The following is an 18,882-nucleotide window of genomic DNA, read 5'->3' on the forward strand; positions in this document are numbered from 1 at the left end:
CCGATCCGGACGCTTCGCCGGTACCGTCGTCGCGATCCGGCGACGTCGTCGGGCGCCGACCAGGACCCGGGAGGGCCAGTGCCACGTGGTGACGACCCGGACCGCACGCGCCGCGGCGACACGTGGCAGACGGGCAACCATCGCCGCCCGCCGCAGCGTGGCGACGGCGATCCGGCCACCCGCCGCCACGGACGACCGGACGACCCGGACGCCACCCGCCACGCCGGTCCCCCGGACCCCGGCGCGACCCGGCGCGTCGGACCCGGTGACCCCGGCGCGACCCGCCGGGTCGGACCCGGCGACCCGGACGCCACCCGCCGCGTCGACGATCCCGGCGCACCGACCCGCTGGACCGGCGCGGGCGCCGACCCGGGCGTGACCCGGCGCGTCGATCCCGGCGACGGCCCGACACGCAACCTCGGCGGTCCGGTACGGGCCCCGCAGCCGTCGGCGACCCGGATGCTGCCGCAGCCGGTGGGCGGGCCGGAGCTGCTCGGCGGGCGGTATCGCCTGGAGGGCCTCATCGGGCAGGGCGGCATGGCCGACGTGCACCGGGCGACCGACACCCGGCTGAACCGCCCGGTCGCGGTGAAGATCTTCGGACCGGGCAACGACCCGACCGCCGACCAGCGCTTCAGCCAGGAGGCGCAGGTGATGGCGAACCTGCACCATCCGGGCCTGGTCGGCGTGCACGACTTCGCCGTCGAGCCGCATCGGGCCTACCTCGTGATGGAGCTCGTCGACGGGCCGACGCTGCGCCAGGTGATCGAGAGCGAGCAGCTCCCGCCGGACGAGATCCGCCGGATCGGGCTCGACGTCGCGCAGACCCTCGACTACGTGCACGGCCAGGGCGTCACGCACCGCGACGTGAAGCCGTCGAACATCCTGCTGGGGGCGGACGGGCGCGCGAAGCTGGCCGACTTCGGTGTCGCGTCGCTGCTCGGCGCCGACGGGCACACGGCGGCGGGCGAGATCGTCGGCACCCCCGCGTACCTGGCGCCGGAGCAGATTCGCGGCGGGGAGGTGGGCCCACCCGCCGACGTGTACGCGCTCGGGCTGGTGCTGCTGGAGTGCTGGACCGGACGCCAGGAGTACCAGGGCGAGGGGATCGAGGGTGCCGCGGAGCGGCTGAACCGCTCCCCCGTCGTGCCACGGGACACCCCCGAGCCGCTGCGCGAGGCGATCACCGAGATGACCCGGACCGATCCGCGCGGGCGCCCGAGCGCCCGCGACGCGGCGGGCATCCTGTCCGAGTCCGCCCCGCCGCCCACCGCACCGCCGCCGCCCGCCGACGTCGAGCGGGACGAGCCGCGCGACCCGGGCAGCTCCGGCACCGGACGGTGGATCGCGATCGGCGCGTTCGTGATCGCGCTGCTGGTGCTCGTGATCGGGCTGCTGCTGTGGAACAACCGCGACTCGGACACACCGGCGGCACCGCAGACGACGACGTCCGAGTCCCGCACCACCACCGAGGCCCCGACCAGCGGGAACCAGGGACCGGGCTTCTCGATCCCGAGCATCCCGACACAGCTCCCGTCCGGCATCCCGACGCAGCTGCCCAGCCTGCCGTCGGGCATCCCGACCCAGATCCCGAGCATCCCGACGTCGTTGCCGAACATCCCGGACGACGCCAGCGGGTTCTGGAAGGACATCCAGGACTGGTGGAACAACCTGTTCTAGGGCGCATGTCATGTCCCACCCGGACGAGCGCGTGCGCGGGCTCGTCGGGGACGATGACGGGGTGAGCAGTACGACGGCCGACGCACCGGCGACCTCCGGGACCGCCCGCGACCATCGCGGGACGGCGCTGGCCGCGGCGACGGTGGTCGGTGTCGCGGTGTGCGCGGCGGTCGCGACCGTGCTCGTGCTCGCCGACGTCGGCGTGTACGCACGCAGCGGCCTCCCGACCCCGCCGAGCGACGTCCGGGTGCTCGGCCCGGTCCTGCGTGTCGTCGCCGGCCTGTCCGCCGCGCTGACCGCTGGCTCCCTGCTGTACGCGGCGTTCCTCGCGCCGGCCCGCTCGTCGGGGACCGTGGGACCCGACGGCTACCGCGCGCTGCGCCGTACCGCCGTGTCGGCGGGCGTCGCCGGCGTGGCCGCGCTGCTGGCCGCCTGGACGACAACCGCCGACATGACCGGGTCCCCGTTCTCCCGGCCGGGCGTGAACGGCCCGATCGGCTGGCTGGGCGCCGCGGCCACGCTCGAGGAACCGATGGGCTGGCTGCTCGGCGGGCTGCTGATGCTCGTCGTCGCGGCCGGATGTGCCTGGTTCCTGAGCTGGCGAGCGGCCGGCGTGCTCGGCGTGCTGACGCTCGTCGCGGCCGTCCTGCCCGCTGCGGTCAGCCCGGCCGCGACCGGCGCCGGGCACGACTGGAGCAGCGACGGCAGCATCCTGCGGACCGTCGGCGGCCTGGTCTGGCTGGGGACGGTGGCGGCGCTGACCGCCCAGCGCCTGCACGGCGGCGAGGTCACGACGACGACGCTGCGCCGCGTCCGCGGGCTGCTGCTCGCCTCCGGCGTGGTGTTCCTGGTCGGTGAGCTGCTGTTCCAGATCGTGGTCGTCGGGCCGGGCTCGCTGACCGGCACGCCGTACGGGCGGCTGCTGCTGGCCGAGATCCCGCTCGTCGTCCTGCTCGGGATCGGGACGGCCCTGCTGGTACGGCGCGGGTCGACCCGGCCGGGCCTCCCGGTCGCGCTGGTGGCCGGCGGCGCGCTCGTCGCGACGCTGCTCGTGGCGCAGGGCCACTCGGTGCCGCCGCGATTCTTGGTCCGGGCGGACAGCTCGTACGAGACGCTGATCGGCTGGAACATCGAGCGCCCGTTCGGAGCGGTTGCCGCGCTCGTCGACTGGCGGTTCAACGTGCTGTTCGGCACCGGCGCGATCCTGGCCGCCGCGCTCTACCTGTACGGCGTCCGCAGGCTCGCCGCGCGCGGCATCGCGTGGGCACCTGGCCGGACGGCGGCCTGGCTCGCCGGGTGCGCCGTCGTGCTGCTGGCGACGTCGTCGGGCCTCGGCTTCTACGCTCCGGCGATGTTCAGCGTCCACATGATCAGCCACATGGCGCTGAACATGCTGGGGCCGATCCTGCTGTGCATGGGCGGTCCCGTGACGCTGGCGCTGCGCGTGCTGCCCGCCGCCGGCCGCAACCAGCCGCCCGGACCGCGCGAATGGCTGCTCGCGGCCGTCCACTCCGGACCGGCGAAGGTGCTGACGAACCCGGGTGTCGCCGCGGTGCTGTTCGTCGGATCGTTCTACGTCCTGTACTTCACGCCGCTGTTCGGCGAGGCGCTGCGCTTCCACTGGGCGCACCAGCTGATGTACCTGCACTTCCTCGCCGTCGGGTACCTGTTCTTCTGGCCGCTGATCGGCGTCGACACGGCCCCGAACCGGCTCCCCCACCTCGGCCGGCTGGCCGTGCTGCTCGCGACGATGCCGTTCCACGCGTTCTTCGGGATCGCCGTGATGAGCTCGGACACCGTCATCGGCCAGAACTTCTACCGCGACGTCGGGCTGCCGTGGGTCTCCAGCCTGCTCGCCGACCAGTCGGTCGGCGGCGGAATCGCCTGGGCCACCGGTGAGCTGCCCATGCTGCTGGTGGTGATCGCGCTGATCGTGCAGTGGTCGCGCGAGGACACCCGGGCCGCGGTGCGCTCCGACCGCCAGGCCGATCGCGACGGCGACGCCGACCTGAAGGCCTACAACGAGATGCTGGCCCAGCTGCGCTCCGGGCGCTGACTACCGGTTCTCCTTGCGCCACACCAGCTTGAGGCCGGACCAGTCGGTGTCGACGGCGGCGACCTTGACGTCGACGAGGCCCCGGACGAGTGCGGCCTCGCGGATCGCGTTCTCGTCGACCTCGCTGCGGTGGCCCGCCGCCTTCCGTGGCCAGAGCACCCAGACCATGCCGGCCGGGGCGATCCGCCTGCCCCAGCCGCCGATGCCGCCGTCGAGCGTGGCGAGGTCCCGGACGAACGCGAGAATCACGTCGGCCGCGTCGTCCCCGTCCACGTTCTCGACGGCGGGCGGTGCCTCGAGCGGCCATCCTTCCGGCGCTCCGACGACGGCCAGCCGCGTGCCGTCCTTCAGCCCGAGCTTGCGGGACTGCGGAGTCGCGGAGTATCCGGCCACGCGGGGCATTCTGGCCCCAGCCGGACGTACCGGTCGAGACCATCGCCGAGCAGGGCCATGATCAGCGGTCCGGGAGCAGAGCGGCCGCCACGCGCACGATCCGCTCCGCAATCAGCGATCATGCCGGCCCGGCCCACTCCGAACTCGATTGCACGGTGATCCGGAGAACACGTGGTGATCCGGAGAACGCACGCACCCGGACGCGTGCAAACACCGGAACCGCGCGCGAACACCGGACAGGTGGCCGGGGCGGCACCGGTGATCGGGACCGACCCGTACGGGCGACCCACTCGGAGGCCCCGGCCGCGCCGTGGCTCGACGACCGGAACGTACCGCTCGATCCCCCGGCCGAATCGAGAGGAACGTTCCGGCGATTCGATCAACGACAACGTGCCACCCGATCCGGAACGTCGATCGAGTGGCACGTTCCGGCGGACACCGCCCTGTCCCGGCGAACGCTCCTGCGGCATCCTGTGCCACCCGTCGAACCAGGAGCGCTCATGATCAACGGAATGCACGCGATCCTCTACAGCCCGGACGCCGATGCCGACCGCGCGTTGCTCGCCGACATCCTGCGCAGCAACACCGTCGACGCGGGCGGAGGATGGCTGATCTTCGCGCTGCCCCCGGCCGAGATCGCCGTGCACCCGACGGACGGTGCGCTGGCCCAGGAGCTGTACCTCATGTGCGACGACATCGAGGGCACCGTCGCGACCCTGGCCGAGCGCGGCGTGACGTTCGAGGGCGGCATCAGCGACCAGGGCTGGGGTCTGCTGACGACGATCCGCCTACCGGGTGGCGGGACGCTGGGCCTCTACGAACCGCGCCATCCCGTCGCCGCGGGGTGACCGGCGCGGTAGCCCGATCCGTTGTCACGTTCCGGCGGTCGCGACAGCCAGAACATGACGCTCGATCGCGGCGCGGAGTCGGTGGGCACGCCGCGGTGGCCGGCGGCGCAACAACGTGACGCTCGACCCGTCGAACGAGCTCGTCGACCTCGGCGACCCGGGGTGCCGCTGATCGGGCTGGCGGCGGGTCGCCGGGCTCAGGCGTCGAACTGCTCCGACGCGCCCGGAGCGTCCGGCACGGCCCTGCGCAGCCGCAGGCTGTTCGTCACCACCAGCAACGACGACACGGCCATGGCCGCGCCGGCGAGCAGGGGGTTCAGCAGCCCGGCCGCCGCCACCGGGACGGCGACGGCGTTGTAGCCGAACGCCCACCAGAGGTTGCCGCGCACCGTGCGCAGCGTGGCCCTCGCCAGCTCGACGGTGTTCGGCAGCACGCGCAGGTCGTCCCGCACGAGCACGACGTCGGCCGCCTCCAGCGCGACGTCGGTCCCGGACCCGACCGCGATCCCGAGATCGGCCGTGGCGAGCGCGGCGGCGTCGTTCACCCCGTCCCCGACCATCGCCACCGTCGCGCCCCCGGACTGCAGCCCCCGCACGAAGTCGACCTTCTCGTCGGGCAGCACGCCGGCACGGACCTGCTCGATCCCGACGGCCGCGGCGACCGACCGGGCGGCCGCCTCGCCGTCGCCGGTGAGCAGCACCGGGCGCAGACCCGTCGCGAGCAGCTCGGCGACGGCAGGCGCCGCCGACGGCTTCACCGGGTCGGCCAGCGCGATCACGCCCGCCACCGTCCCGTCCACGACGACCGCGACCGTGCTGTGCCCCGTCGCGTCCCACACCCCGACCCGCTCGGCCGACGCGCCGAGGTCCCCGGCCAGCGACGGTCGCCCGACCGTCACCTCCCGACCGTCGACCACACCGCGGGCGCCCAGGCCCGGCAGCGCGCGGAACCCCGTCACCTCCGGCACGGCCACCAGCGCGTTCGCGGCGTGCTCCCGGATCGCGGCGGCGATCGCGTGCTCGGACCCGGACTCGACGGCCGCGGCCATCGCCAGCAGCTCGTCGGCCTCGACGCCGTCGGCGCAGGTGAGATCGACGACCGTCATCCGGCCCTCGGTCAGCGTGCCGGTCTTGTCCAGCAGGACCGTGTCCACCGCGCGCGTCGTCTCCAGCGCCCGGTAGCCCTTCACGAAGATGCCGAGCTCTGCGCCGCGGCCGGTGGCCACCATCAGCGCCGTCGGTGTCGCGAGCCCGAGCGCGCACGGGCAGGCGATGATCAGCACCGCCACGGCGGGCGCGAACGAGCCCGCCCAGCCGGCACCGCCGATCATCCAGCCGACGAACGTCAGCAGCGCGACGCCGAGCACGATCGGTACGAACACCGACGACACCCGGTCCACCAGCCGTTGGACCGACGACTTCTCGGTCTGCGCCCGTTCGACGGCGGCCAGCATCCGCCCGAGCCGCGTCTGCGCGCCGACCGTCTCGGCCCGCACGACCAGCCGTCCACCGGTCGGGATCGTCCCGGCCGTGACCGCGTCACCGGCGCCGACCTCCACCGGCGCCGGCTCGCCGGTCATCGCGCTCGTGTCCACGGCGGCCGCGCCGTCGACCACCGCGCCGTCGGCGGCGATCCGCTCCCCCGGCCGCACCACGAACCGGTCCCCGACCCGCAGCCTCCCCACCGGGACCCGGGTCTCGGCACCGGACGCGTCCAGCACCGCCACGTCGTCCGTGCGCAGGGCGGCGAGCGAGCGCATGACGGCTCCCGCCGTGCGCCGTGCGCGGGCCTCGAAGTACCGGCCGGCCAGCACGAACGTCGTCACGCCTGCCGCCACCTCGAGGTAGAGCGGGCCCGCCGGGTGCAGCACCGCCTGCCAGCCCCCGACGGCGGGCGCCCCGTCGGTGAACGCGAGCGCGCCGAGCGACCACCCGGATGCCGCGATCACGCCCAGCGAGACGAGCGTGTCCATCGACGTGGTGCCGTGCCGCAGGTTCCGCGCGGCCGCGACGTGGAACGGCCACGCCGCCCACACCACGACCGGCAACGCGAGCGCGGCGACGACGGCCTGCCAGTACGGGAACCGCAGCGACGGGACCAGCGACATCGCCAGCGACAGGTCAGCGAGCGGGACGAACAGCACCAGCGCGACGGCCATGCGGCGGCGCAACGACCGGAGCGCCGCGTCGTCCCGCGCGGCCGTGTCGGCCGCGTCATCGGCCGCAGGTTCCGGGACCACCTCGGACGCGCCGTAGCCCGCCTTCTCGACGGTCTCCACGAGCGTCGCGACCGTCGTCGACTCCGGCGCCTCGACCAGTGCGCGTTCGGTGGCCAGGTTGACCACGGCGCGGACCCCGTCCAGCTTGCCGAGCTTGCGCTCGACCCGCCCGACGCACGCCGCGCACGTCATCCCCTCCACGTGCAGCTGGACGACGCGCGCGGCCGGCACCGCCGTCGTCGCACCGCCTCGCTCGTCCGTCACACCCCGATGGTTCCGCACCACACCGACAGTTTCACGCCCGGCCCCGGTGACCTGCGGAACACCGACCGCCGGGAACCCGAACGGCGTCCCGTGCGACCGTTGCATCGTGAACACCTGCGTCGGGACCGAGTCGCGGGCCGCGGTCGCCGTGCCGTGGCTCGTGCTCGGCGGCCGCCTCGTGCTCGGCGGCACGTGGATCGTGGCCGGTGCGCTGAAGGTGACCGACCTGGACGCGTCCGTGCGCGCCGTGCGCGCCTACCGGATCCTGCCGGAGATCGCGGCACAGCTGCTCGGGGCCGGGCTGCCGTTCATCGAGATCGTGCTCGGCGTGCTGCTGGTGGTCGGCCTCGGCGTCCGCGTCGCCGGCATCGCGTCCGTGCTGCTCATGGGCGCGTTCGTGATCGGCATCGCGTCGGCGTGGACGCGCGGTCTGCAGATCGACTGCGGCTGCTTCGGCTCCGGCGGCGCACTGGCGGCAGGTGTGTCCCCGACCTACGGGACCGAGCTCGCGCGCGACGTCGGGCTGACCGTCGTCGCGGTACTGGTGGCCGGGTGGCCGAGCGGGCGCCTCGCGCTCGACGACCGGCTCGGCGCAGTGGAGGAGAAGGACTGATGGCAGGCGGATCGAAGAAGAACCCGGTCACCGCACGCTCCGGCCCGTCGCGGGGGACGGTGATCGGGATCGTCGCCGTGGTGCTGTTCGCCGCGATCGTCGGCGTCGGCGTGTACTGGGCCCAGCGCCCGGCCGACGTCGTCACCCCGGCGAACTCGACCGCCACCGGCACCACCGTCGGCAACCCGTCCGCGTCGAAGAAGATCGACGTCTACCAGGACTTCCAGTGCCCGGTCTGCAAGCAGTTCGAGCAGCAGAGCGGCGCGACGATCGACCAGATCGTCGCCTCCGGGCAGGCCGAGGTGGTCTACCACCCGGTCGCGATCCTGGACCGGTACTCGCCGGACCGGTACTCGAGCCGCGCCTCCGCGGCGTCCGGCTGCGCCGCCGACGCCGGCGTCTTCGCGCAGTACCTGAAGCTGCTCTACGAGAACCAGCCCGGGGAGAACCAGCCGGGCCTCACCGACGCCACGCTCATCCAGCTCGGCGAGCAGGCCGGTGGCGGGCCAGGCTTCGCCCAGTGCGTGCAGAGCGGGAAGTACGCGCCGTGGACGGCCGAGGTGACCGACCAGGCGTCGAAGGACGGGATCCAGGGCACACCGACCGTGAAGGTCGACGGTCAGGAGATCCAGGACCCGACGCCGGACGCGATCAGGGCGGCCGTCGCCGGGTAGGTCGGATGTCAGGCGCCGACCGGCTCCGCCGTGGTGGCCGTCCGCAGCTCGGCGCGCCGGATCAGCACGATTCCGGCGAGGATCAACAACCCGCCGAACAGCTGCGCGAGCGTGGGGATCTGGTCCACCAGCAACCACGCGGCGAGGACGCCGAACAGCACCTCGGACAGCCCCACGAACGACGCCACGCGCGTCTCGAGCCGGCGGATGCCGATCACCCCGGTCAGGTACGCGACGACCGTCGCGATCACGACCATCTGCGCCGCCACCAGTAGCCAGTGCATCGACACACCGCCGAGGACCGCCGTCCGCGCCCCGACGTGCAGGGGCGTCAGACCGAGCAGACCGGTGGCCGTCAGCAGTACCGCGGCGACGATCGTCCCGCCGGAGATCAGGAGCATCGGCGGGACACCGCCGTCGCCGTCGCTCCCGGCCGGGAGGCTGAAGTAGACACACACGCACACCGCAGCCGCGAGCCCCCACAGCACGCCGACGAGGTCGACCCGGCCGGCACCGAACACGTCGACGACGAACATCAGCCCGACGATCGCCACGGCGCAGCCGAGCACCGTCACCGTCCGAGGTGGACGGCGCGTGCGGAACCAGGTCCAGCCCACCAGCAGCACCGGCGCGAGGAACTCCAGCAGCAGGGCCACCCCGACGTCCAGGTGCTGCAGCGCGTAGAAGAAGCACAGCTGCGCCCCGGCGACCGCGAACACGCCGTAGGTCGCGATCGTCCGGAGCGACGCACCCGTCGGACGGTGACGCAGACCGAGTACGACGGCCACCGGCAACAGGATCAGGGCCGCGCCGCCGATGCGGACGAGCGTCGTCGCGCCCGTCGACCACCCCGCCGTCATGAGCGAGTCACCCAGCGGGCCGGAGAAGCCGAACGCCGCCGCGGAGACCAGCGCCCACGGGAGCCCGCGTGTCAGTACCGTCGTGTTCATACACTCGTGACAGTAGGAACGCAGGTTGTCAGGAGTCAACATGAAATTCGCTCATGACACGGAGGTCGCGCTCACGGCCATGGCCGCGCTGGTCAACACCGAGGCCGAGGACCCGGACCCGGTGACCGACCGCGCCCTGTTCGACGACTGGCTGGTCGAGTTCCCGTACACCGGCGTCCGGCTGGGCACGGACGAGGAGCTGGCGTCGGTCCGTGCGGTCCGTGCGCGCCTGCGTGGCCTGTGGGAGGCACCGGACCGGGACGCCACCGTCGCACTCGTCAACGAGCTGCTCGGCGAGGCGGGTGCCCAGCCGTACCTGACCCGCCACGACGGGTGGGACTGGCACCTGCACGTCACGCCGCCGGACGCGCCGCTCGCGCAGCGGGTGGGCGCCGAGGCCGCGATGGCCGTCGTGGACCTGGTGCGCTCCGACGATCTCGAACGGCTGCGCCGGTGTGCGGGCGACGACTGCGACGCGGTCCTGGTCGACCTGTCCCGCAACCGCTCCCGTCGCTTCTGCGACACCGGCAACTGCGCCAACCGCGCGCACGTCGCGGCCTACCGCGCGCGGCGGGCCACCGAAGGATGATCGGCGTTCCGGCGCGGACCGGTGATCAGGCCCCTACCGAGTCCCAATGTGCGGCCAGCAGCGCGTTCACCTCGCCCGGCTTCTCCGCGTTGAGCAGGTGCGCCGCGCCGGGGACCTCCTCGTAGCGGGCGCCGGGGACCCCGTCGGCGATCTCCTGCAGCGACGACGGCGGCGTCGCCGGATCGTCGGCCCCGGCGACCGCCAGGGTGGGCACGGAGACCGACCCGAGCTCGGCACGGACGTCGTGCGTCCCGATCGCGAGACAGCAGGCTGCGTAGCCCTCGTCGGACGTCGCGCGCAGCATGTCCAGCAGGCGCTCGGCGCCCGCCGGATCGCGGCGCACGTAGTCCTCGACGAACCAGGTGCCGGTCCGGGAGGCGACCATCGCCTCGGTGCCCTTCTCGCGGACCGTCGCGGCGCGCTCCGGCCACTGGTCCGGGTTCGGGAAGCGGGCGGCGGTCGCGAGCACGGCCAGGCTCAGCACCCGGTCCGAGTGCACGCCCAGCCACTGCCCGATCGCGCCGCCCATCGAGACGCCCGCGTAGTGGAACGGCCCGTCCACGAGGTCCAGCACGGCGGCGCCGAGGTCGGCGATCGTGATGTCACCGTCCGGGTCCGGTGAGCCGCCGTGCCCCGGCAGGTCGAACCGGAGGATCCGGAAGCGGTCGGCGAACGCCGCGACCTGCGCGTCGAACAGGTGCACGTCGGTGCCCAGTGACGGGCCGAGGACGAGCGTGGGGGCGCTCTCGTCGCCGTCGGTCCGGTGGTGCAGTCGCATCGAGACTCCGCGGGGTCGACTCGCCAGGGATGGCCCCGGCCACGTCGAGATCCTAGGGTCCGAACGGGAGTGAGAGTCGTCGAGGAGGACGCATGGCCGAGCTGGAGACGTTCCGGAACCTGATCGGCGGCAAGTACGTCGACGCGGCCTCTGGCGCGACGTTCGAGACGCAGAACCCGTACACCGGTCAGCCGTGGGCGACGCTGCCGGACAGCGGGCCGGAGGACGTCGACGCCGCCGTCGCCGCCGCGCGCGCCGCCCTGGACGGCGAGTGGGGCGCGACGACCGGGTTCGCCCGCGCGGCGATGCTGCGGCGTCTCGGCGAGCTCGTCGGCGAGAACGCGGAGAAGCTGGCCCGCCAGGAGGTCAACGACTCGGGCAAGCTGTACCGCGAGATGATCGGCCAGCTCAACGGGCTGGGTGGCTGGTACCAGTACTTCGCCGGGCTGGCCGACAAGATCGAGGGGCGGCAGATCCCGTCGCCGAACCCGAACTACCTCGTCTACACGCGACGCGAGCCGGTCGGTGTCGTCGCGGCGATCACGCCGTGGAACTCGCCGCTGCTGCTGATGACGTGGAAGCTCGCCCCCGCCCTCGCCGCGGGCTGCACGATCGTGATCAAGCCCAGCGAGCACGCCCCGGCGTCGACGCTCGGGTTCGCGACGCTGATCGAACAGGCCGGCTTCCCGCCGGGCACCGTGAACGTGCTGACGACGAACTCTCGGGACACGGCCGCGCACCTGGCCGGGCACCCCGGCGTCGACAAGGTCGCGTTCACCGGCTCGACGGCCACCGGCCGGGCCGTCGCGAAGGCCGCGATGGACAACATCAACAAGGTGACCCTCGAGCTGGGCGGCAAGTCCCCGCAGGTCGTGTTCCCGGACGCCGATCTGGAGGCGGCCGCCAACGGCGTGATCGCCGGCGTGTTCGCCGCGACCGGACAGACGTGCATGGCCGGGTCCCGGCTGATCGTGCACGCGGACGTGCACGACGAGCTCGTCCGCCTGATCGGCGAGCGCGCCGACCAGATCAAGCTCGGCGACCCGAACGCCGAGGAGACCGAGATGGGCCCGGTCGCGAACGCGCCGCAGTACGAGAAGGTGCTCGGCTATCTCGACGCCGCGAAGGCCGACGGCAACACGCTCGCCTACGGCGGAGCGGCGGAGTCGACCCTCGGCGGCTACTTCGTGAGGCCGACCGTGATCACCGGTGTGACGCCGGAGTCGACGGTGTTCCGCGAGGAGGTGTTCGGTCCGGTCCTGGCCGCGCTCACGTTCACCGACGAGGACGAGGCGATCAAGCTCGCGAACGACACGCCGTACGGCCTGGCGGGCGCCGTCTGGACGAAGGACGTGCACCGGGCGCACCGGGTCGCGGCGAAGATCCGGGCGGGCAGCGTGTGGATCAACGCCTACCGGGTCGTGGCGCCGAGCGTGCCGTTCGGCGGGTTCGGGAAGTCCGGGCTGGGCCGCGAGAACGGCGTGCACGCCGTCGACGAGTACCTCGAGGAGAAGTCGGTCTGGGTGGAACTCACCGGCGGCACACGGGACCCGTTCACGCTGGGCTGACGGACCGTCCCCGAGGACACGCCGGCATCGCGCTTCAGCTCCAGATCGTCACGTAGACCGGAGGGCGGAAGCGCGACGGTGGCACGCCGGAGCCCGGTGAACGCAGCAGCTTCATCGCCTCCGGCGTGGACAGGAAGTGCCGCGTCGACCCCGCGGCGACCGAGCGGCGGTCCACCGGCAGCGTCGTCACGTGCCAGACGACGTCCATCGGCGTGCCGGGTAGCTCGACGGCGACGAGCTCCCGTCGCCGGATCCGGTGCACGGCGAGGTGGGCCAGTGCGGGCGCGACACCCGCGCCGCCCGCCGCCGCGTCCCACGCGGCGGTCTGGTTCGGGAACACCGACAGCCGCGACTCCGGCACGCCGAGCCCGCGCAGCAGGCGGCTGACGTCGCTGCCCGGGTCCGTCGCGCCCGAGTCGACGAGCCACGGCCACTGCGTCGGCGGCCCGCGGAACCGGGTGCACGGCGCCGCGAGCACGACGAGCCGGCAACGGAAGACCGGCTCGCTCAGCAGGCCCATCGCCTTCGATCCGGACAGGTCCGGCCCGAACGCGACGTCGGCGAGCCGCTGCGAGACCAGGGCGGGCATCTCCGCGGTGGCCGCGACCCCGGCGGACACCTCGATCGTGCCCGACGAGCGGGCGGCGATCGCGTCGGCGAGCGGGCCGGCCAGGAACTCCACGACGGAGTGCGGCGCGACCAGCCGCAGCGGCTCCGGCGCACCCGAGGCCGAGCGGACGGCGGCCTCCGCCTCGGCGCCAAGGGCGACCATCTGCGACGCGATCGTCAGCAGACGGTTGCCGCCCGGCGTCATGGCCATCCCGTTGCCACTGCGGGTCAGCAACGGGTCACCGAGGGACCGCCGCAGCGCCGCGATGGCCTGGGACACGGCCGGTTCGCTGACCGACAGCGCGTCGGCGGCCGCCTTGACCGACCCGAGCCGGGCGACCAGGACGAACGCGGACAGCTGTGTCAACGTCACCCGAGACAGTGTGGACCCGCACCGGACCGCACCGCACTCCCCGGCCCCTTCCGCTCACGGCGAGGTCGACCGGTCCGGCTGCCGGGCGCCGAAGGCCCCCGCGGTCAGCTCCACGCGACGCCGCTCCATCAGCCGGGCGATGATCGGGGTGAGGATCAGCTGCATGGACAGGTCGGTCTTCCCGCCGGGGCACACGATGGTGTTGGGCCGCGACATGAACGAGCCGTGCAGCATCGACAGCAGGTACGGGAAGTCGATCCCGTGCGGGTCGCGGAACCGGATGACCAGCATCGACTCGTCGGCGGTCGGGATCGTCCTGGCGATGAACGGGTTGGACGTGTCCACGACCGGCACGCGTTGGAAGTTGATGTCCGTGCGGGAGAACTGCGGGCACATGTGGTGCACGTAGTCGGTCATCCGGCGCAGGATCGTCTCGGTCACCGCCTCCGCGGTGTACCCGCGCGCCGTCCGGTCCCGGTTCAGCTTCTGCACCCACTCCAGGTTGATCACGGGCACGACGCCGATACGGAGGTCGGCGTGCTTCGCGACGTCGACCGTGTCGGTGACGGCGGCCCCGTGCAGGCCCTCGTAGAAGAGCACGTCGCTGTCCGGCGGGATCGCCTCCCACGGCGTGAACGTCCCGGCGGGCCGCCCCGCCTCGGCCGCCTCGATCTCGTCGTGGAGGTAGCGGCGACGGTAGCCGCCCCCGGTCTCCCCGTAGCTGAGGAACAGCTTCTCGAGCTCCTCGAGCAGGTTGGCCTCCGGGCCGAAGTGGCTGAACGTGTGGTCGCCTCCGGCGTGCGCCTCGGCGATGGCCGCACGCATGCCGGCCCGGTCGTGGCGGTGGAAGCTGTCCCCCTCGACGAAGACGGCCCGGACGCCCTCCCGTCGGAAGATCTGCTCGAACGTGCGCATCACGGACGTGGTGCCTGCCCCCGAGGAGCCGGTGACCGAGATGACGGGATGTCGGCGCGACATGGGTCTCCTCGGTCAGACCGCGGCCTGGCGGAACAGCCCGCGCTCGCCGTACAGGTGGAATCGGGACGGGCCGTCGTTGTGGCGCTGGTGGTACTGCTCGATCCGCAGGACGTCGTGACGGGAGCCGATGACCAGCGGCACCCGCTGGTGGACGTCCCGGGGCTCGACGTCGAGGATGCGCCCGCGCCCCGTGGTCGCCGCGCCGCCCGCCTGCTCGAACAGGAACGCCATCGGCGCCGCCTCGTAGAGCAGTCGCAGCTTGGCGGGACGGTCCGGGTTCCGTCCGTCCCACGGGTTCAGGTAGACGCCACCCCGGGTGAGGATCCGGTGGCTGTCGGCGACCAGCGCCGCAGTCCAGCGCATGGTGAAGTCGCGGTGCAGCGGTCCCGAGCGACCGGCGTGGCACTCGTCGACCCAGCGACGGACCGCAGGCTCCCAGAACCGCCGGTTGGCCGTGTTGACCGAGAACTCGGGGGCGTCCTCGGGGACGCGCAGGCCCGTGCCGGTGAGGTGGAACGTCCCGGTGCCCGGGTCGAGGGTGAACGCGTGGACACCGTCGCCGACGGTCAGGACCAGCTGGGTGGACGGGCCGTACAGGACGTAGCCGGCGCAGAGCTGCTCGGTCCCCGGCCGCAGAAAGTCGGCGTCGTCGCCGGTGAGCCCGTCCGGCGGGGCGGGGAGGATCGAGAAGATCGTGCCGAGCGGTCCGTCGACCTCGACGTTCGACGACCCGTCGAGGGGATCGACCATCAGCAGGTGCCGGGCATCGGCACCGCTCGTGAACATGTGCGGGCGTTCGGCCTCCTCGGACACCAGTCCGGCGAGACGCCCCTCCCAGTCCGCCCGCACGAAGCACTCGTGCGCGAGCAGGTCGAGGCCCTTCTGAACCTCACCGTGCGTGTTGGTCTGGGCGGTCGGGGTGGCGAGGCCCGTCAACGGGCCGGTGGCGAGGTGCGCCGCGATCGTCGCGCACACCCGGGCGATCTCCGGCACCAGCCGGACCAGGGGCGCGGTACGACCGCGGCACCGCCCGGCGAGGAACGTCTCGAGTGATGGTTGCGCTGCATGCATGGGGCTCTCGTCCTCACGTCCGGCTCGACCAGTGGCACCGAGCCTGTTCGGCGGCGGGCCGGCGGCCATCCCCCGCCCAGGGGGGTCTGCGGGGGACCCCGCGGCGATCTCCCCCGCCCGCTCCCCGAGCCGGGTGACGCCCGGGACCGGCCGCGTTCCTAGCGTCGCCCCCGACCGATCACGTGAGAGACGGGAGAGCGCGATGGAGTCGTGCAGGAAGATCGCGGCCCGGATGGTGGCGCCCGGCAAGGGAGTCCTCGCCGCGGACGAGAGCATCGGCACGATGTCGGCGCGGCTGGAGGCGGCGGGGGTGGCGGCCGGCGCGGAGAACCGCCGGGCCTACCGGGAGCTGCTCGCGCGCACGCCCGGGCTGGCCGACAGCGCCTCGGGAGTGATCCTCTGCGAGGAGACGCTGAACCAGGCGTTCGCCGACGGCACCCCGTTCCCGCAGGCGTTGCACGCCGCGGGGGTCCTGCCCGGCATCAAGGTCGACACCGGCGCCCGGCCGTGCCCCGGCCTTCCGGGGGAGACGGTGACCGAGGGCCTCGACGGGTTGCCCGGCCGGCTGGCCGGCTACGTCGAGGCCGGTGCGGCGTTCGCGAAGTGGCGGGCGGTGTTCACGGTCTCCGACACCCTGCCGACCGCCGGTGCGGTGCGGGTGAACACGATCGCGCTCGCCCGGTACGCGGCCGCCTGCCATGAGGCGGGTCTCGTACCGATCGTGGAGCCCGAGGTGCTGATGGACGGCGCGCACCCGATCGAGCGCTGCGGCCAGGTGACCGCGGCGGTGCACGGCGAGCTGCGCAGGGATCTGGAGCTGCTGGGCGTGGACCTGGCGGGGATCGTGCTCAAGCCGAACATGGTCGTCGAGGGCCGCGACCACCACGAGCGCTCCACGCCGGAGGAGGTGGCCGAGGCGACCGCCGCCGTGCTGCGGGGATGGCCCCGCGAGCTGGCCGGGGTCGCGTTCCTGTCCGGCGGTCAGCCGCCGGAGCGGGCCACCGCCAACCTCGAGGCCCTGCAACGCCACAGCACGCCGTTCCCGTTGACGTTCTCGTTCGGCCGGGCGCTGGTCGACCCCGCTCTGGCCGCCTGGCGGGGCGACGCAGAGCGGGTCGTCGACGGGCAGGCCGCGCTGGCCGAGCGGCTCGCGGCGAACGCCACCGCCGTGCGCCGACGCGGTGAGCTGCAGACGGCCTGACGGCCCGGTGCGCGGGCGGCGGAGCGGATCCGCCCGCGGCCCCGGTCACCGCTCCCGGATCGGGACCGTGACGGTGACCGTGGTGCCCGACCCGGGAGTCGAGCGGATCCGCAACCGCCCGCCGACCAGCTCGGCTCGTTCGGCCATCGAGCGCAGCCCGTACCCGCCGCCGTCCGGTGCGGGTCCGGCCGCCGCCGCGGTGTCGAACCCGACCCCGTCGTCGGACACCTCCAGCTCGGCCTCGTCCCCGTCGGCCTCGAAGCGGACCGTGGCTCCCGACGCCCTGGAATGCTTGACCACGTTCTGCAGGCACTCCTGCGCGATGCGGTAGAGCGCCACCTCGAGGTGCTCGGCGAGCCGCCGGTCGGCCACCCACGACTCGATCTGCAACGGCACGATGGACCGCGCGAGGCTGGCCAGAGCGCCGGACAGACCCAGGTCGTCCAGGATCGGCGGGCGCAGACCGCCGATCGCGGCACGGGCCTCGTCGAGCGCGAGGCTCAGCAGGCCGCGGGCGTGCTCGAGCTGCGTGACCACCCCGTCCGTGCCGACCGCGTTCGACGCGGCGTCGAGGTGGTAGGACAGGCTGATCAGCCTCTGCGAGATGCCGTCGTGGATGTCGGCGGCCATCCGTCGGCGCTCGGCCTCCTGGGTCGCGACGACCTGCTCCACGAAGCGCTCGTGGCCGCGTTCCCGACCGACCAGCCGCCGGTGCAGCCGGGCCTGGTGCAGCGCGCCCGCGACCAGCCGTCCGATGCCGCACAGCAGCTCGACGTCCCGGTCGCTGAACTCGCGGCGCGCGACGCTGTGCACGTTCAGCACGCCGACCAGGTCGCCGGGATCGAGCTCCATCGGGATCGACGCCATCGAGGTGAAGTCCGCCCCGCGCAGTGCCGGGATCGGGACGTAGCGCCCGTCCCGCTCCTTGTGCTCGGCGATGACGACCGGCCGCCGGTTGCGGGCCACCCAGCCGGAGATCCCGGTGCCGACCGGCAGCCGGACCCGCCCGACCTGCTCGTCGAACGGTGGGGTGGCGCCGGCCAGCGTCAGCGACTGGTCGCCGTCGTCGAGGACGTGGACGAAGCACACGTCGGTCGCGGTGGTGTCGGTGATGATCCGCGAGACCTCGCCCGCCAACGCCTCGACGTCCGGCCCGGCCGTGGTGAGCCGGATGACGTCGAGCAGCAGGGCGACCTCGCGGCCCGGAGCGATCAGACCTCCGACCGGGTCGAGCCGTGGGCCGCCGCTCACCGGAAGATCCCCTCGCGGAGGGCGGTCGCGACCGCGCTGGTCCGATCGCCGACGTCCAGCTTGCGGTAGATCGCGCGCAGGTGGCTCTTGACGGTCTCGTCGCTGATCACCAGGCGTCCGGCGATCGCCCGGTTGGACAGCCCGTCGACCATGAACGAGAGGATCTCGCTCTCCCGCTGGGTGAGGCCGTGCCGGCTGCCCGGCCAGAACTCGTCGCTCTGCATGCGGGCCGCGGTGTCGACGGCGCGCGCCGCCATGTCGGGGTCGATCACCGTCGTCCCGCCGTGCGCGCTCTCGATCTGGCGTACCAGGTCGTTCCCGCCGATGTTCTTGAGCAGGTAGCCGGACGCGCCGGCGCGCAGCGCCTGGAACAGGTACTGCTCGTCGTCGTAGACCGACAGGAGCACGAACCGCCGACCGGGGTCGCGCTCGAGCACCCTCCGGCACAGGTCGAGCCCGCTGGTGCCGCGCATCCGCACGTCGCAGAGCACGACGTCCGGCGCGAGGCCCGTGATGATCTCCACGGCGCCGTCGGTGCCGATGCAGTGCCCGACCACCCGGACACGGGTGCGGAACGCCGACAGCATGGCCTTCAGACCCTCGACGACCATCTCCTGGTCGTCGATCAGGACGACTCGGACGGGACGGGGATCCGGGCTCGCCATGGCTGGATCGTAGGTCCGGCGATTCGGCTTGTGGATCCCCCGCGCACCCCCCGATGTGGGGGACGAGGCCGCCGCGCGCCGTTCCTAGGGTCGGCGCCCGGA

The 18,882-nt window shown here is 73.4% G+C and carries 17 protein-coding genes; 8 read left to right on the forward strand and 9 right to left on the reverse strand.

Annotated elements, in window-relative coordinates; all coding sequences use genetic code 11:
• Positions 1-78: 78 nt before the first annotated feature.
• Together EV378_RS15270 and EV378_RS15275 are read left to right on the forward strand one after the other, a co-directional pair.
• Positions 79-1,680 carry a serine/threonine-protein kinase gene (locus EV378_RS15270; RefSeq protein ID WP_132425595.1) on the forward strand — a complete coding sequence of 534 codons (1,602 nt, stop codon included), beginning with the start codon at positions 79-81 and terminating at the stop codon, positions 1,678-1,680.
• 61 nt (positions 1,681-1,741) lie between these two features.
• Positions 1,742-3,736: a cytochrome c oxidase assembly protein gene (locus EV378_RS15275; RefSeq protein ID WP_165922298.1), complete on the forward strand. Its 1,995-nt coding sequence runs from the start codon at positions 1,742-1,744 to the stop codon at positions 3,734-3,736.
• On the opposite strand, the gene EV378_RS15280 is transcribed toward EV378_RS15275, so the two are convergent.
• Positions 3,737-4,129 carry a DUF3052 family protein gene (locus EV378_RS15280; protein ID WP_243653471.1) on the reverse strand — a complete coding sequence of 131 codons (393 nt, stop codon included), beginning with the start codon at positions 4,127-4,129 and terminating at the stop codon, positions 3,737-3,739.
• 500 nt (positions 4,130-4,629) lie between these two features.
• Between EV378_RS15280 and EV378_RS15285 the strand changes: the two genes are divergently transcribed.
• Positions 4,630-4,977: a VOC family protein gene (locus tag EV378_RS15285; protein WP_132425604.1), complete on the forward strand. Its 348-nt coding sequence runs from the start codon at positions 4,630-4,632 to the stop codon at positions 4,975-4,977.
• 197 nt (positions 4,978-5,174) lie between these two features.
• On the opposite strand, the gene EV378_RS15290 is transcribed toward EV378_RS15285, so the two are convergent.
• Positions 5,175-7,460: a heavy metal translocating P-type ATPase gene (locus EV378_RS15290; protein WP_243653472.1), complete on the reverse strand. Its 2,286-nt coding sequence runs from the start codon at positions 7,458-7,460 to the stop codon at positions 5,175-5,177.
• 106 nt (positions 7,461-7,566) lie between these two features.
• Here EV378_RS15290 and EV378_RS15295 point away from each other — a divergent pair, with 106 nt between their 5' ends.
• Positions 7,567-8,073, forward strand: coding sequence for a MauE/DoxX family redox-associated membrane protein (locus EV378_RS15295; protein WP_207908676.1), 507 nt, complete (start codon positions 7,567-7,569; stop codon positions 8,071-8,073).
• Positions 8,073-8,747, forward strand: coding sequence for a DsbA family protein (locus EV378_RS15300; protein WP_132425610.1), 675 nt, complete (start codon positions 8,073-8,075; stop codon positions 8,745-8,747). Before EV378_RS15295 ends, EV378_RS15300 begins: the two co-directional genes overlap by 1 nt.
• 8 nt (positions 8,748-8,755) lie before the next feature.
• Here the strand turns inward: EV378_RS15300 and EV378_RS15305 are convergent, their stop codons facing one another.
• Positions 8,756-9,697: an EamA family transporter gene (locus EV378_RS15305; protein ID WP_165922299.1), complete on the reverse strand. Its 942-nt coding sequence runs from the start codon at positions 9,695-9,697 to the stop codon at positions 8,756-8,758.
• A 40-nt stretch (positions 9,698-9,737) separates the two neighbouring features.
• On the opposite strand from EV378_RS15305, the gene EV378_RS15310 reads away from it, so the two are divergent.
• Entirely contained in the window at positions 9,738-10,286 is a 549-nt protein-coding gene (locus tag EV378_RS15310; protein WP_132425616.1) for a CGNR zinc finger domain-containing protein, read from the forward strand.
• A gap of 25 nt (positions 10,287-10,311) precedes the next feature.
• Here EV378_RS15310 and EV378_RS15315 read toward each other — a convergent pair whose 3' ends face one another.
• Positions 10,312-11,064, reverse strand: coding sequence for an alpha/beta fold hydrolase (locus EV378_RS15315; protein WP_132425619.1), 753 nt, complete (start codon positions 11,062-11,064; stop codon positions 10,312-10,314).
• A 92-nt stretch (positions 11,065-11,156) separates the two neighbouring features.
• On the opposite strand from EV378_RS15315, the gene EV378_RS15320 reads away from it, so the two are divergent.
• The gene (locus EV378_RS15320; protein ID WP_132425622.1) at positions 11,157-12,632 is read left to right on the forward strand and encodes an aldehyde dehydrogenase; all 1,476 of its coding nucleotides are present in this window, start codon (positions 11,157-11,159) and stop codon (positions 12,630-12,632) included.
• Between the two features lie 34 nt (positions 12,633-12,666).
• Here EV378_RS15320 and EV378_RS15325 read toward each other — a convergent pair whose 3' ends face one another.
• From EV378_RS15325 to EV378_RS15335, 3 genes are read right to left on the reverse strand one after another with little or no spacing between them, the layout of a single operon-like run.
• Positions 12,667-13,614 (reverse strand): LysR family transcriptional regulator, encoded by a 948-nt coding sequence (locus tag EV378_RS15325; RefSeq protein WP_132425625.1) that lies wholly within the window; start codon positions 13,612-13,614, stop codon positions 12,667-12,669.
• A 54-nt stretch (positions 13,615-13,668) separates the two neighbouring features.
• On the reverse strand, positions 13,669-14,592 hold the full coding sequence (locus EV378_RS15330) for a phosphoribulokinase (protein ID WP_132425628.1): 924 nt from the start codon (positions 14,590-14,592) through the stop codon (positions 13,669-13,671).
• Between the two features lie 12 nt (positions 14,593-14,604).
• Positions 14,605-15,663, reverse strand: a complete 1,059-nt coding sequence (locus EV378_RS15335) for a class 1 fructose-bisphosphatase (RefSeq protein WP_132425631.1) — start codon at positions 15,661-15,663, stop codon at positions 14,605-14,607.
• Positions 15,664-15,865: 202 nt separating this feature from the next.
• On the opposite strand from EV378_RS15335, the gene EV378_RS15340 reads away from it, so the two are divergent.
• On the forward strand, positions 15,866-16,864 hold the full coding sequence (locus EV378_RS15340) for a class I fructose-bisphosphate aldolase (RefSeq protein WP_132425634.1): 999 nt from the start codon (positions 15,866-15,868) through the stop codon (positions 16,862-16,864).
• A gap of 45 nt (positions 16,865-16,909) precedes the next feature.
• On the opposite strand, the gene EV378_RS15345 is transcribed toward EV378_RS15340, so the two are convergent.
• Positions 16,910-18,115: a GAF domain-containing sensor histidine kinase gene (locus EV378_RS15345; RefSeq protein WP_207908677.1), complete on the reverse strand. Its 1,206-nt coding sequence runs from the start codon at positions 18,113-18,115 to the stop codon at positions 16,910-16,912.
• Positions 18,112-18,780 carry a response regulator gene (locus EV378_RS15350; protein ID WP_132425637.1) on the reverse strand — a complete coding sequence of 223 codons (669 nt, stop codon included), beginning with the start codon at positions 18,778-18,780 and terminating at the stop codon, positions 18,112-18,114. The genes EV378_RS15345 and EV378_RS15350 overlap by 4 nt, the downstream gene beginning before the upstream one ends.
• Positions 18,781-18,882 lie beyond the last annotated feature (102 nt).

This window comes from Pseudonocardia endophytica (genome assembly GCF_004339565.1).
GTDB lineage: Bacteria > Actinomycetota > Actinomycetes > Mycobacteriales > Pseudonocardiaceae > Pseudonocardia > Pseudonocardia endophytica.

Bases quoted from the DNA above. Each gene is read 5' to 3' on its own strand.
- EV378_RS15305 (WP_165922299.1), bottom strand. From the start codon at position 9,697: ATGAACACGACGGTACTGACACGCGGGCTCCCGTGGGCGCTGGTCTCC.
- EV378_RS15330 (WP_132425628.1), bottom strand. From the start codon at position 14,592: ATGTCGCGCCGACATCCCGTCATCTCGGTCACCGGCTCCTCGGGGGCA.
- EV378_RS15320 (WP_132425622.1), top strand. From the start codon at position 11,157: ATGGCCGAGCTGGAGACGTTCCGGAACCTGATCGGCGGCAAGTACGTC.
- EV378_RS15340 (WP_132425634.1), top strand. From the start codon at position 15,866: ATGGAGTCGTGCAGGAAGATCGCGGCCCGGATGGTGGCGCCCGGCAAG.
- EV378_RS15350 (WP_132425637.1), bottom strand. From the start codon at position 18,780: ATGGCGAGCCCGGATCCCCGTCCCGTCCGAGTCGTCCTGATCGACGAC.
- EV378_RS15310 (WP_132425616.1), top strand. From the start codon at position 9,738: ATGAAATTCGCTCATGACACGGAGGTCGCGCTCACGGCCATGGCCGCG.
- EV378_RS15315 (WP_132425619.1), bottom strand. From the start codon at position 11,064: ATGCGACTGCACCACCGGACCGACGGCGACGAGAGCGCCCCCACGCTC.
- EV378_RS15335 (WP_132425631.1), bottom strand. From the start codon at position 15,663: ATGCATGCAGCGCAACCATCACTCGAGACGTTCCTCGCCGGGCGGTGC.
- EV378_RS15285 (WP_132425604.1), top strand. From the start codon at position 4,630: ATGATCAACGGAATGCACGCGATCCTCTACAGCCCGGACGCCGATGCC.
- EV378_RS15300 (WP_132425610.1), top strand. From the start codon at position 8,073: ATGGCAGGCGGATCGAAGAAGAACCCGGTCACCGCACGCTCCGGCCCG.